15 protein-coding genes are annotated in these 11,062 nt (G+C 65.1%); 7 read left to right on the top strand and 8 right to left on the bottom strand.

Annotation, left to right across the window (positions count from 1 at the left end):
• Nucleotides 1–423 (top strand): hypothetical protein (locus ACLFRM_RS07640; RefSeq protein ID WP_410755144.1); only part of this gene is annotated, 423 nt, incomplete at its 5' end.
• Nucleotides 424–592: 169 nt separating this feature from the next.
• A complete protein-coding gene (locus tag ACLFRM_RS07635; protein ID WP_410755143.1) occupies nucleotides 593–934 on the top strand; it encodes a DUF2853 family protein in 342 nt (113 codons plus the stop codon).
• Nucleotides 935–1,034: 100 nt separating this feature from the next.
• Here the strand turns inward: ACLFRM_RS07635 and ACLFRM_RS07630 are convergent, their stop codons facing one another.
• The 4 genes from ACLFRM_RS07630 to ACLFRM_RS07615 all read right to left on the bottom strand — a co-directional run bounded on the left by ACLFRM_RS07630 (nucleotide 1,035) and on the right by ACLFRM_RS07615 (nucleotide 4,132).
• Complete coding sequence (locus ACLFRM_RS07630) at nucleotides 1,035–1,445, bottom strand: ectoine synthase (protein ID WP_410755142.1); 411 nt, start codon at nucleotides 1,443–1,445, stop codon at nucleotides 1,035–1,037.
• A gap of 63 nt (nucleotides 1,446–1,508) precedes the next feature.
• On the bottom strand, nucleotides 1,509–2,783 hold the full coding sequence (ectB, locus tag ACLFRM_RS07625; RefSeq protein ID WP_410755141.1) for a diaminobutyrate--2-oxoglutarate transaminase: 1,275 nt from the start codon (nucleotides 2,781–2,783) through the stop codon (nucleotides 1,509–1,511).
• A 93-nt stretch (nucleotides 2,784–2,876) separates the two neighbouring features.
• Nucleotides 2,877–3,350 carry a diaminobutyrate acetyltransferase gene (gene ectA, locus ACLFRM_RS07620; RefSeq protein ID WP_410755140.1) on the bottom strand — a complete coding sequence of 158 codons (474 nt, stop codon included), beginning with the start codon at nucleotides 3,348–3,350 and terminating at the stop codon, nucleotides 2,877–2,879.
• A 281-nt stretch (nucleotides 3,351–3,631) separates the two neighbouring features.
• A complete protein-coding gene (locus tag ACLFRM_RS07615; RefSeq protein ID WP_410755139.1) occupies nucleotides 3,632–4,132 on the bottom strand; it encodes an RrF2 family transcriptional regulator in 501 nt (166 codons plus the stop codon).
• Between the two features lie 98 nt (nucleotides 4,133–4,230).
• Between ACLFRM_RS07615 and ACLFRM_RS07610 the strand changes: the two genes are divergently transcribed.
• The gene (locus ACLFRM_RS07610) at nucleotides 4,231–4,518 is read left to right on the top strand and encodes a hypothetical protein (RefSeq protein WP_410755138.1); all 288 of its coding nucleotides are present in this window, start codon (nucleotides 4,231–4,233) and stop codon (nucleotides 4,516–4,518) included.
• Nucleotides 4,511–5,722: an NnrS family protein gene (locus tag ACLFRM_RS07605; protein WP_410755137.1), complete on the top strand. Its 1,212-nt coding sequence runs from the start codon at nucleotides 4,511–4,513 to the stop codon at nucleotides 5,720–5,722. Before ACLFRM_RS07610 ends, ACLFRM_RS07605 begins: the two co-directional genes overlap by 8 nt.
• A gap of 15 nt (nucleotides 5,723–5,737) precedes the next feature.
• On the opposite strand, the gene hemN is transcribed toward ACLFRM_RS07605, so the two are convergent.
• Complete coding sequence (hemN, locus tag ACLFRM_RS07600; RefSeq protein WP_410755136.1) at nucleotides 5,738–7,123, bottom strand: oxygen-independent coproporphyrinogen III oxidase; 1,386 nt, start codon at nucleotides 7,121–7,123, stop codon at nucleotides 5,738–5,740.
• A 207-nt stretch (nucleotides 7,124–7,330) separates the two neighbouring features.
• Between hemN and ACLFRM_RS07595 the strand changes: the two genes are divergently transcribed.
• The 3 genes from ACLFRM_RS07595 (at nucleotide 7,331) to ACLFRM_RS07585 (ending at nucleotide 9,810) form a co-directional block, all read left to right on the top strand.
• Nucleotides 7,331–7,939: a trimeric intracellular cation channel family protein gene (locus ACLFRM_RS07595; protein ID WP_410755135.1), complete on the top strand. Its 609-nt coding sequence runs from the start codon at nucleotides 7,331–7,333 to the stop codon at nucleotides 7,937–7,939.
• Nucleotides 7,940–8,023: 84 nt separating this feature from the next.
• Nucleotides 8,024–8,977: an ABC transporter ATP-binding protein gene (locus ACLFRM_RS07590; protein ID WP_410755134.1), complete on the top strand. Its 954-nt coding sequence runs from the start codon at nucleotides 8,024–8,026 to the stop codon at nucleotides 8,975–8,977.
• Nucleotides 8,978–9,036: 59 nt separating this feature from the next.
• Nucleotides 9,037–9,810, top strand: coding sequence for an ABC transporter permease (locus tag ACLFRM_RS07585; RefSeq protein ID WP_410755145.1), 774 nt, complete (start codon nucleotides 9,037–9,039; stop codon nucleotides 9,808–9,810).
• Between the two features lie 6 nt (nucleotides 9,811–9,816).
• Here ACLFRM_RS07585 and ACLFRM_RS07580 read toward each other — a convergent pair whose 3' ends face one another.
• From ACLFRM_RS07580 to msrA, 3 genes are read right to left on the bottom strand one after another with little or no spacing between them, the layout of a single operon-like run.
• Nucleotides 9,817–10,176: a DUF488 domain-containing protein gene (locus ACLFRM_RS07580; RefSeq protein WP_410755133.1), complete on the bottom strand. Its 360-nt coding sequence runs from the start codon at nucleotides 10,174–10,176 to the stop codon at nucleotides 9,817–9,819.
• A 31-nt stretch (nucleotides 10,177–10,207) separates the two neighbouring features.
• Nucleotides 10,208–10,390: a PLDc N-terminal domain-containing protein gene (locus ACLFRM_RS07575; RefSeq protein WP_410755132.1), complete on the bottom strand. Its 183-nt coding sequence runs from the start codon at nucleotides 10,388–10,390 to the stop codon at nucleotides 10,208–10,210.
• 31 nt (nucleotides 10,391–10,421) lie between these two features.
• Nucleotides 10,422–10,886 (bottom strand): peptide-methionine (S)-S-oxide reductase MsrA, encoded by a 465-nt coding sequence (gene msrA, locus ACLFRM_RS07570; RefSeq protein WP_410755131.1) that lies wholly within the window; start codon nucleotides 10,884–10,886, stop codon nucleotides 10,422–10,424.
• Between the last annotated feature and the right edge of the window lie 176 nt (nucleotides 10,887–11,062).

Genomic DNA, 11,062 nt, shown 5'->3' with positions numbered 1-11,062 from the left:
TATTCCGAGGAACAGATCCGTGCCGCCGAGGAGTACCTCAAGGAGGTCGGCGCGGATGACATGAGTCTCGATAACCGCAACGGTCGCAATGCGCTTCCGGAGAAGGTGCGAGCGCTCAACCCCCACGAGCGAGGCATTCGGATCCTAGAGGGGGTCTACCTCGATTTCTTCGCCAAGGAGCGTCTGGCCCTGATCGTGCCGCGTTACAGCCAGCAACTGCCGTTGACGTGGATCAAGGAAGGGGCGCGGCTGGTGATCATGCGCCGCTATGCCGACGAGAAATTGGGCATCCGCCAGATCGTCGAGGGGTTGGTTGTCCAGGTCAAGGAGGCACGTCGAGACGATGACCCCTCCCAGGGCATGGTCCTGATCATGCACATCAACCGTCAGCGCCAGTTCGAGCCCGGTGAAAACCCCGGTTGATTCATGGCTGACTCATGATCACCCACCCCATGACGTCGTCCGAGTCGCCAGCCTTGCCAACGTTGTCAACACCGCTTACTTGGCCTATCTAAAGGTGTCGTGTGTCGTTGCACGAACCGTCACACGGGTGAGTCGTGGGCGTGGTCATGGACAACGCGGAGGAATCGCCATGAGCAGTCGGGATGAACTGGTCGAAAAGTACGCACAGGAGATTCGGGAGAAATTTGGCGAGACCCCGGATCGCGACCTGCTGGAGCGTGTAGTCGCCGGGCTGGGGCCGGCGGTTTACAACGCCGATGCCTCGATTGTCGCGGCGAGTGACTCGGGCGAGGTCGAAAGCATCAAGACGCATTTTCTGGTCAAGAAGCTGGGCCTGACCGACGGCCCCGAGCTCGATGCGGCACTGAACCAGGTGTTCGACCAGTACGGTCGATCCAATCGGCACAAGTATCGAGCTGTCGTCTACTACCTGCTGACCCGGCACTTCGGCCGGGAGGCGGCCTACCCCTGAACGAAAACCTCAGCACGACAGCAAAAAACCCCGCCCTGCGGACAGGTCGGGGTTTCGTCGTTTCATGCCAGCCGGCTGGCCCACCGATAGTCGGTCGTGATCAGTCGTCCAGGCTGAGTGCCGGGTAGACGCCGTTCTCGTCGTGGACCTCACGGCCGGTCAGCGGCGGGTTGAACACGCAGATCAGACGCATGTCCTCGCTGCCGCCGCGCAGGTAGTGCTTGTCGGCTGCCGGGTCGTTGAGGAGATACATCATCCCGTCGCGGATCGGGTAGGTGACATCGTTGTTGATGTCGTGGATTTCCCCGTTTCCACCGACGCAGTAGACCGCCTCGATGTGGTTCTGGTAGTGGATGTAGGTCTCCGTCCCGGCACGGATGATGGTGTCGTTGTAGGAGAAGCCGACCTTGTCGTCGGCCAGGATCAGGCGGCGACTGACCCAGTTGCCGTTTTCCGCTTCGACTTCGCGGTCCGTGCCGATGATGTCCCGGTCAAGATAACGTACGAGCATGTTTGACTCCGTAACTGGTTGAGGGCCCCGTCGGTCGAGACGGGGCAGCGTCGTTCGGGTATATCAGCCCTTGCGAGCGGCTGCGGCCGCGTCGACGGACTCGTCGAGCAGATCCAGGCCCTTGTTCAGCTCGGCTTCGCTGATGGTCAGCGGCGCCAGGAACTTGATCACCTGATCGTCGGCACCGGCGGTCTCGGCCAGCAGGCCGCGCTTGAACGCCTCGGCGGAGACTTCATTGCAGAAGTCCTCGGCATCGGACTGGAGCCCCCAGATCATGCCCAGACCGCGGACGTCGGAGATCAGATCCTTGTGGCGTTCGGCGATGGCCTGGAAGCGCGCCTCGACCTTCTCGCCCTTGGCGACGATCTCCTTGGAGAACTCGTCGGTTTCCCAGCGCTCCAGGGCGGTCGCGCCGGCGACGAAGGCCAGCGAGTTGCCGCGGAAGGTGCCGGTGTGCTCGCCCGGCGACCACTGGTCGATGTCCGGGCGCATCAAGACGATGGCCATCGGCAGGCCGGTGCCGATCGACTTGGAGATGGTGACGATGTCCGGCTGGATGCCCGCGCGCTCGAAGCTGAAGAAGTTGCCGGTGCGGCCGTTGCCGACCTGGATGTCGTCGACGATCAGCAGGATGTCGAGGTCCTTGCACATCTTGTCGAGCTTCTTGAGCCACTCGACCGAGGCGACGTTGATGCCGCCTTCGCCCTGGATGGTCTCGACCACGATGCCGGCCGGCAGGTCATAGCCGGAGCTCGCGTCCTCGTAGTACTGGCGCATCATGTCGATGCTGTCCATCTGGCCTTCGCCGGTCGGGTCGAAGTAGTTGTCGTACGGCATCTTGGTGACGTTCAGCGGCACGCCGTAGAAATCGTCGTGGTAGAACTCGTTGCCGGTGACGGCCAGCGCGCCCAGGGTGTGGCCGTGGTAGGCGTTGGTGAAGGAGACGATCTTCGAGCGCTCCTTGACCTTGCGCGCCAGCTTCAGCGCCGTCTCGACGGCGTTGGTGCCGGTCGGGCCGACGAACTGGACCTTGTAGTCGAGACCGCGCGGCTGAAGGATGGTTTCCTGCAGTTTCTTGATGAACAGGTACTTGGCGTCGGTCGCCTTGTCCAGCGCGTTGGTGACGCCGTCACGCTCGATGAAGTCGATGATCGCCCGCTTGATGGCCGGATCGTTGTGGCCGTAGTTCAGGGAGCCGGCGCCACCGAAGAAGTCGATGTAGGCCTTGCCCTGATGGTCCCACATCGTGGCGTTCTTGGATTTGACGAAAATGGTCGGGAACGAGCGGATGTAACCGCGAACGTTGGACTCGTATTTCTCGAACAGGTCGATGTTCATCACAGGTCCTCGTCTTGAGCGTGAAAAGTGAAAAAGATGATAGGCGCATGCGCTGCCGCCGGCCACTTGAATTGCGGCCGGCGTCGGCGTGGATCAGAGATCGATGACGTAGAGGTCTTCCGGCTGGTGGCCATCGCCGAGAAGCTCGCTGGAGAGGTAGGGCTCGCTGCGGATCGAGCGTCCCAGCTTTTCCGCCCAGCGCGTGAACAGGGCCTTGGAAGCCGGGTTGTCGGGGGCGATGGTCAGTTCGATGCGCTTGATGTCACCGAACCAGTCGCGTTCCTGGAGGGCGCCAAGCAGGCGGGAGGCGACGCCCTGGCCGCGGGCGGAGGCGTCGACGCCGATCTGCCAGACGAACAGGGTGTCGGGGTTGTCCGGCAGGCGGTAGGCGGTGACGAAACCCACGAGGTCATCGCCGTTTTCCGCGATGGCGCAGGTCGAGCGGAAGTGGTCCGCGAGCAGGAAGTAGAGGTAGGCCGAGTTGAGGTCGAGCGTGCCCGCTCGCTGGATCAGTTGGTGAATCCGACCCCCATCCTCGAGGCGCGGTTCACGAAAATGAATCGTCATGCCGTTTTGCCTGTCCGCGTTACGTTTCCAGCCGCGATCAGGTCCGTATAAATGAGCGACCATTATAGGGCATGGGGCGCAAAGCTCAACCGGTCAGCTCGGTCGAGGCGGCGGGCCGATGGCCCTGTAACGCCGCTGTCATGCGGTTTTAACCGACATGAGGCTCGCCCTGATTCGTCCCGTGTGGTGAGGGGCGTCTTGCCGGCGGCTAGCGTGTTCGTGGGGGCGAGACGACCGCATGCCGGGCGTTGACCGGGCGGTGCGTTCGTGGGGGCAAACGCCTACTGAATGTCCCGCGGTGCGTGGCGATGGAAGGTCAGGGGAAGGTCATCCGGTGGCAGGTGGGCAATGTCGGCCAGCGAGTAGCGATCGAGCACCCCCCAGAAGGCATCCAGTGCCTCGCCTAGGATGGGCGCGAGCCGGCAGCTTGGCGCGATGCGGCAGTCTCCGCCCTCGTTGAAGCATTCCACCAGGTCCCAGTGACCCTCCATGTCGCGTGCCACGGCGCCGAGCGAGATCGACCCGGCGGGGCGGGCCAGGGTCAGCCCGCCGCCCTTGCCGCGTCGCGCCTTGATGTAGCCGCGGGCGGCGAGCGCGTTGGCCACCTTCATCAGGTGGTTGTAGGAGATACCGAAGTAGTCGGCGATTCCCCGGATCGTCGGGAGGGCCGCCGGCTTGCCCGACGGGCGGGCCGGGTCATCGGTCTCGACCTCACGGACGGACTGATCCGCGAGGTACATCAGGAGCCGAAAGGCAAAATCCGTCTGTTGATTGAGCTGCATGGTATCCGCTATCGCGAGGGTTCGGGGCGCGTGGTTTGTAATATGCGCACAGTATGCATATTCTGACCGGCCGGTACCAGTCACTCGGGAGAGCCCCGATGCAACGCCACCACATCCTCCGGTCGTTATCCCGAGATCATCGCCTGGCCCAGGGGAGCCCCTGCACGATCCGATGGCGCCTGCAGCGGGACGGTCCGGATGCCGACTTGCGTGGTGACCTGGGCGGACGACGCGACGAGTTGGCGGCCCATTTCGCCACCGAGGAATCGATCGGCCGCGAGGCATTGCTGCAGTGCCCCGAAGACGAGGTGCGGGCCGGACAACTCGATCGCATTCGGTGCGAGTCGTTCCATCACCGCGGCTGGCGGGGTAACGTCCATGCGTGACTGGCGTCAATGGCCCGTGCTCTCGGTCGGGTTTCGGCCGTGGTTCCTGCTGATGTTGGGGTTCGCGACGATCGCGATGGCCCTGTGGGCCGGCGTCTGGATCGTCGGGGGGTGGGGCGCGGCCACGCAGGGGGTGTTCGGCAGCGGTCGGCTCGACTGGCGCTGGCACGCCCACGAGATGGTCTTCGGCGTCGGCATGGCGCTGGTCGCCGGTTTCCTGACCACCGCCGCGCAGAACTGGACCGGCCTGCGCGCCTGGCACCCGGTCGGCCTGCTGGCGGTGCTGGGTACTTGGATCGCCGCGCGGCTGGCCTTTCTCCTGGTCGGTGCCGACCCGTTGTGGCCCTATCTCCTGTCGATGGCCGCCGAGCTGGGCATACTGTTCGTCGTCGCCCGCCTGATCCTGCTGTCCCGGCAGTGGCACAACCTGTTGTTCGTGCTGGCGCTGGCCGGCATGGTGTTGGCCGATGCGCTGTTCGCCGTGCAGCGGCACGACGGTGGATTGGCCGGCATCCACGGGTGGCTGGGGTTGCTGCCGGTCGTGGCGATGCTGCTTTTTGTCGCCCAACGCGTGGTGCCGCCGTTCTCGGCCAATCGGCTGGACATTGCGCCCCGGCGCACCGGGCGTTACGTGGCGGCCATTCTTGGTGGTGGGCCGTTGGTTATGTTGGTCGCCATGCTGGCCGCTCCATTACTGCCCAACACCGCGCCGCTGGTCGCGGCCGGGATCGCCGGCGTGGTTTTCTTCACCGGCGGCTATGCCCTGATGCGCTGGTGGCACCGGCTGGTGCTCGCCGAGCCGATGCTCTGGCTGCTGTTTTTGGGCGTGGCAGTGGTGCTGGTCGGACTGGCGTGGCTGGCGGTGGTGTTGGCGGGACTGCCCGCGGGCGGGCTGGACGGACCGGTGCATGTGCTGGGGCTCGGCATGCTGGCGGTGATGGCGATGGGCATGATGACGCGGGTCAGTGCCGGGCACACGGGGCGGCCGATTCACCTGCCGCGCTCGTTGCGCCCGGTGCTGGTCGGGTTGCTGGCCGTGGTGATGGTGCGCCCGCTGTTGTCGATCTGGCCGGGCCTGACGCCCGCCTGGCTTGCGCTCACCGCCGGCGGGCTGGCGCTGGTCTATCTCGTCATGCTGATCGTCATCGGCCCGTGGCTGGTGGCCGAGCGCGCCGATGCGCGCCCGCCGGTGCGGCCGCGGTAGCGGGCCGTCACAGCCTTAGATCACTTTCGAGAACCGTTGGCCGTCGAGCGTGCCGTGGTACTCGTCGAAGGCCATGCACACGTTGCGGATCAGCAGGCGTCCGCGGGGTTGGACCTCGATTTCCTCGGGGGTAATGGTGACCAGCTCGTCGGCCGCCATGTCGGAAAGCTCGGCGAGCGCATCGCTGAAGTGCGTGGCGAAATCGATGTCAAAGCGGGCCTCGACCTCGGAAATCGACAGCCGGAAATGACAGATCAGTTCGGTGATCACGTGCCGGCGCAGCACGTCTTCCTCGGTGATCGCCACGCCCTTCTCGATCGGCAATCGACCGGCCGCCAGCGCCTCGTGGTAACGGTCGAGCTCCTTGACGTTCTGGCTGAACGCACCGCCCACCTGGCTGATCGACGAGGCGCCCATGGCGACCATGTCGCACTCGGCGTGGGTGGAATAGCCCTGGAAGTTGCGTTGCAGCGTACCCTCGCGCTGGGCGATCGCGAGCGGGTCGTCGGGCTTGGCGAAGTGGTCCATGCCGATCAGGACGTAACCGGCCTGCTGCAGGTAGCGGATGGTCGAGCCGAGGATGTCGAGTTTCTCCGCCGGGCTGGGCAGGTCCTCGCCGGCGATGCGCCGCTGCGGCTTGAAGCGCTGCGGCAGGTGGGCGTAGTTGAAGATCGACAGCCGGTCGGGATCGAGCTCGATCACCCGGTCGAGGGTCTTCATGAAACGCTCGCGTGACTGATGCGGCAGGCCGTAGATGAGGTCGATGCTCACCCCGTGGAAGGCCTCGGCGCGGGCCGTGTCGACCACCTCGCGGGTCTCCTCGAAGCTCTGGACGCGGTTGACCGCCTTCTGCACGTCGGGGTCGAAGTCCTGCACGCCGAGACTGATGCGGTTGAAACCGATCTCGCGCAGCAGGCGGATGGTGGCGGCGTCGGCCTCGCGGGGGTCGATCTCGATCGAGTACTCGCCGGAATCGTCGGTCTTGAGCGCGAAGTGCTCGCCGGTCTTGCGCATCAGCTCGCGCATCTCGTCGTGCGAGAGAAAGGTGGGCGTGCCGCCGCCCCAGTGGAGCTGGTCGACCGGGCGACCGGCGTCGAACAGCTCGGCCTGCAGCGCCATCTCGCGGTAGACGTCCTCGAGATAGGGGCGCGCCTTGGCGCGGTCCTTGGTGACCACCTTGTTGCAGGCACAGTAGTAGCAGACCGTGTCGCAGAACGGGATGTGCACGTAGAGCGACAGCGGCCCGCCGGTCGCGTTGGAGCGCGCGGCGGCGGCCCGGTAGTCGGGCTCGCCAAACCCGCCGTGGAACTGCACCGCGGTGGGGTAGGAGGTGTAGCGCGGTCCGCTGGTGTCGTAGCGGCGGATCAGGTCGGGGTCGAACGGGATCTCGGTCTGGCTCATGGGCGGTGGTCGGCAAAGCTGTAAAGGGGCCGAGAAGTCTAGCGTCACCCGCCTCGCCTCGTCCCCCGAGTAGAATGCTGGGGAATTGCCGTCGACAGTCCGGGTTCGGCGGGCGGGGCTTTTTTCCCGGCGGCCGACTGGCTATCCTGCGCGGTCCTCCACGCCCGGATCGGCGGGGCAGGGCAGGCTGGATACGGGAGACGGGCCATGATCGGGGAGATGCTGCAGGGGCTGGATTACTTCGGGACGGCGGTGTTCGCCGTCACGGGCGCCCTGGTGGCCGATCGCAAGCGCATGGACCTGATGGGGTTTTTGATCCTCGCCACGGTCACCGGCATCGGTGGCGGCACGTTGCGGGATCTCTTGCTCGATCGCCCGGTCTTCTGGCTGACCCAGTGGGAGTACCTGGTGATTACCGCCGTCACCGCGATCGTCACCTTCTACGCCAGCAAGCCGTTTCACCAGCGCGCCAACTGGCTGCCCTGGGCCGATGCCGTGGGGCTGGCGGCCTTCTGCGTCATCGGCACCCAGATCGCGCTATCGATGGAGGCCAACCCGATGATCGCGGTGATGATGGGTATCATGACCGCTGCCTTCGGCGGGCTGATCCGCGACGTGCTGGCCGGCGAACCGCCGCTTTTGCTGCACCGCGAGATCTACGCCTCGGCCGCCCTGGTCGGCGGGATCGTCTATGTTCTGTTCGCCCACTGGCTGGAATGGCCGATTGCCGCGGTTGTCCTGGGATTCCTGGTGACGCTGGCGGTCCGCGGCCTGGGCATTCGCTACCACTGGCATCTACCCTCGGCCGATCGCTGAGTCGCTCTCGAGTCACGGCACCTCGCTGGCCCTGCCGTTTCACGAGTCAATGCATCGCGAGTTCCGCATGAGCAACGTAACGTCATGAACAAGGCTGTCGAGATCCACGGGCTGGAAAAGACCTACGAGGGCGGCACGCGCGCGCTCAAGGGCATCGAGCTTTCCATCGCCGAGGGCGACTTCTTCGCCCTGCTGGGCCCCAACGGGGCGGGCAAGTCGACCACCATCGGCATCCTCTGCTCGCTGGTGAACAAGACCGCCGGCAGCGTGCGTGTCTTCGGTCACGACCTCGACCGCGACCGCGCCTGGGTGAAATCACAGATCGGCGTGGTGCCGCAGGAGTTCAACTTCAACCAGTTCGAGCCGGTCGAGGAGGTCGTCATCAACCAGGGTGGCTTCTACGGCATGACCCGCAAGGCGGCGAAAAAGCGCGCCCACGAGCTGTTGAAGCAGCTCGGCCTGTACGACAAGCGCGAGGGCATGGCCCGGGCGCTTTCCGGGGGCATGAAGCGCCGGCTGATGATCGCCCGCGCCCTGGTGCACGGCCCGCGCATGCTGATCCTCGACGAGCCGACCGCGGGCGTGGACATCGAGCTGCGCCGCGGCATGTGGGACTTCCTGACCCGGATCAACCGGCAGGGCACGACCATCATCCTGACCACGCACTACCTCGAGGAAGCCGAGGCCCTGTGCCGCAACATCGCGATCATCAACGAGGGGCGGATCGTCGAGCACTCCTCGATGCGCAACCTGCTGGCCAAGCTCTCGCAGGAAACGTTCGTCCTCTACGCCCGCGAGCCGGTCGAATCCCTGCCCGAGATGCCGGTGGTCGGCTCGCGCCTGGTCGACGAGGAGACCATCGAGGTGGATCTCTCTCGCGGCCAGGAACTGACCGGCGTGTTCGACGTGCTGCGCGGCCACGGTATCGTGATCGAGCGCATGAAGAACAAGAGCAACCGTCTCGAGGAGCTGTTCCTGCGCCTGGTACAGGATGACGATGCCGCCACTCGTGCCACCAACGTCGAGGACCGTTCATGAGCCTCCGTTCCGAAAGCGACGCCTTCGAACAGCAGGGCCCGGATGAGAAGGCCCTGGGACTGACGCCGCGAGGTGCGTGGAACGCCTTCGTCATGCTCTTGACCCGCGAGATCCTGCGCTTTGGCCGCATCTGGGTGCAGACCGTGCTGCCGCCGATGATCATGACCGCGCTGTACTTCGTGGTCTTCGGCCACCTGATCGGGCCGCGCATCGGCGAGATCGACGGGGTGCGCTATATCGAGTACCTGGTGCCCGGGCTGATCCTGATGTCGGTGATCACCCAGAGTTACGCCAATTCCGTGTCGAGTTTCTTCGGCGCGAAGTTCGCGCGTCACGTCGAGGAACTGCTGGTCTCGCCGATGCCCAACTGGCTGATCATCATCGGCTACGTGGCCGGTGGGGTGGCCCGGGGGCTGACCGTGGGCGGGGCGGTGACGCTGGTGGCTCTGCTGTTCGCCGAGCTCTCGGTCCACAGCGTGCTGAATCTGTTCGGCGTGGCGCTGATGACCTCGATCCTGTTCGCCCTGGGCGGTCTGATCAACGCGATCTACGCCACACACTTCGATCACATCTCGATCGTGCCGACCTTCGTGCTCACCCCGCTGACCTATCTCGGCGGGGTGTTCTACTCGATCAACATGCTCCCGGAGTTCTGGCAGCAGGCCTCGCTCTACAACCCGGTGCTCTACATCATCAACGGTTTTCGCTATGCCATGCTCGGCATCAGCGACGTACCGGTGTGGAGTACCTACGCCATTCTCGCCGTCGGCATCCTGCTCGCCTACCTCTACGCACTGCGGCTGTTCCGCAAGGGGATCGGCCTGCGCGGCTGAGACCCCTCAGTCGCGGCTCTTTTTCCGGTTCAGGTAATTGGCCAGCACGAGCGCGTGATTGTGCTCGCGGTCCTTCGCCGCGTAGAGCAGGGTGACCGGCCGCTCGGCGGCAATCTCGGCCAGTCGGTCGGCTTCCTCGTTGCCGTCCAGTTCCCGGCGATACCGGCGCGAGAATTCGTCGAACCGTTCCGGATCGTGCCCGAACCAACGGCGCAAGGCGCCGGACGGGGCCACCGTCTTCAGCCACTCGTCGTGGGCAAGATCCTGCTTTTTCACACCCCGTGGCCAGAGGCGATCGACCAGCACCCGGTAGCCGTCGTCGCGCTCGGCCGGGTCGTAGACCCGTTTCGTGCGTACCTCGCCCATGGCGTCACCCCCGGCGCTTCACGCCCGAGCGTTACCCCTTGGGGCCGAACAGCAGCCAGATGATCAGGCCGAGGACCGGCAGGAACAGGATGATCACGATCCACAGCGCCTTCACCCCCGCCGAGGCCGAGCTCTGGACGACCTTGATGATCGCGTAGATATCAAGGAAGAGGATGATCAGGCCGAGCAGGCCGCCAAAGGGAAGTTCGAGCATCGTGGACTCCTCGCGTATCGATGGGGTGGCGTCAGAGCACGCCGGCGCGGCGCTTTTCCAGGTATCGCTGGTGGTAGTCCTCGGCCGGCCAGAAGGTCGAGGCCGGGGTGATCTCGGTGACGATGGGGCGGTCGATGGCGTTCTGAATCTCGTCGCGGACCCGTTGGGCGATGGCGCGCTGCTCGTCGTCGTGGGTGAAGATCGCCGAGCGGTACTGGGTGCCCACATCCGGTCCCTGGCGGTTCGGGGTGGTCGGGTCGTGCATGGCGAAGAAGGCGCGCACCAGCGTCTCGAAGTCGACCCGGTCCGGGGCGAAGCGGATCTCAACGGCCTCGGCATGCCCGGTCTCGCCGCTGCACACGCTACGGTAGTCGGGGTGGTCGACGTGCCCGCCGGTGTAACCCGAGATCACGTCGATCACGCCCGGCATCTGCCGAAAACGGTCCTCGACGCCCCAGAAACAGCCGGCCGCGAAGGTGGCGACACTAGTTTCCATGATCAGATCCTGTCCTCGAAATGAGTACCATGCCCGGAAGATAGTGCATCCGCCGACGCAACGTGCATCGATTCGTGCAGAGATTCCTTGGAGGAGAGCCACGTGCCAGAGACGCCGTTCCATTCCCTGGCCGAGTGTCTTGACTGGGTCGAGCCGCGTCTGCTCGATGCCCACCA

This window comes from Guyparkeria sp. (genome assembly GCF_046540515.1).
GTDB lineage: Bacteria > Pseudomonadota > Gammaproteobacteria > Halothiobacillales > Halothiobacillaceae > Guyparkeria.
Note: the sequence above shows the minus strand (reverse complement) of the source record. Positions and strands in the feature narration are given on the sequence as shown.

Excerpts from the sequence above, each read along its gene's own strand:
- ACLFRM_RS07635 (WP_410755143.1), top strand. The coding sequence starts at position 593 with ATGAGCAGTCGGGATGAACTGGTCGAAAAGTACGCACAGGAGATTCGG.
- ACLFRM_RS07630 (WP_410755142.1), bottom strand. The coding sequence starts at position 1,445 with ATGCTCGTACGTTATCTTGACCGGGACATCATCGGCACGGACCGCGAA.
- ectB (WP_410755141.1), bottom strand. The coding sequence starts at position 2,783 with ATGAACATCGACCTGTTCGAGAAATACGAGTCCAACGTTCGCGGTTAC.
- ectA (WP_410755140.1), bottom strand. The coding sequence starts at position 3,350 with ATGACGATTCATTTTCGTGAACCGCGCCTCGAGGATGGGGGTCGGATT.
- ACLFRM_RS07615 (WP_410755139.1), bottom strand. The coding sequence starts at position 4,132 with ATGCAGCTCAATCAACAGACGGATTTTGCCTTTCGGCTCCTGATGTAC.
- ACLFRM_RS07610 (WP_410755138.1), top strand. The coding sequence starts at position 4,231 with ATGCAACGCCACCACATCCTCCGGTCGTTATCCCGAGATCATCGCCTG.
- ACLFRM_RS07605 (WP_410755137.1), top strand. The coding sequence starts at position 4,511 with ATGCGTGACTGGCGTCAATGGCCCGTGCTCTCGGTCGGGTTTCGGCCG.
- hemN (WP_410755136.1), bottom strand. The coding sequence starts at position 7,123 with ATGAGCCAGACCGAGATCCCGTTCGACCCCGACCTGATCCGCCGCTAC.
- ACLFRM_RS07595 (WP_410755135.1), top strand. The coding sequence starts at position 7,331 with ATGATCGGGGAGATGCTGCAGGGGCTGGATTACTTCGGGACGGCGGTG.
- ACLFRM_RS07590 (WP_410755134.1), top strand. The coding sequence starts at position 8,024 with ATGAACAAGGCTGTCGAGATCCACGGGCTGGAAAAGACCTACGAGGGC.
- ACLFRM_RS07580 (WP_410755133.1), bottom strand. The coding sequence starts at position 10,176 with ATGGGCGAGGTACGCACGAAACGGGTCTACGACCCGGCCGAGCGCGAC.
- ACLFRM_RS07575 (WP_410755132.1), bottom strand. The coding sequence starts at position 10,390 with ATGCTCGAACTTCCCTTTGGCGGCCTGCTCGGCCTGATCATCCTCTTC.
- msrA (WP_410755131.1), bottom strand. The coding sequence starts at position 10,886 with ATGGAAACTAGTGTCGCCACCTTCGCGGCCGGCTGTTTCTGGGGCGTC.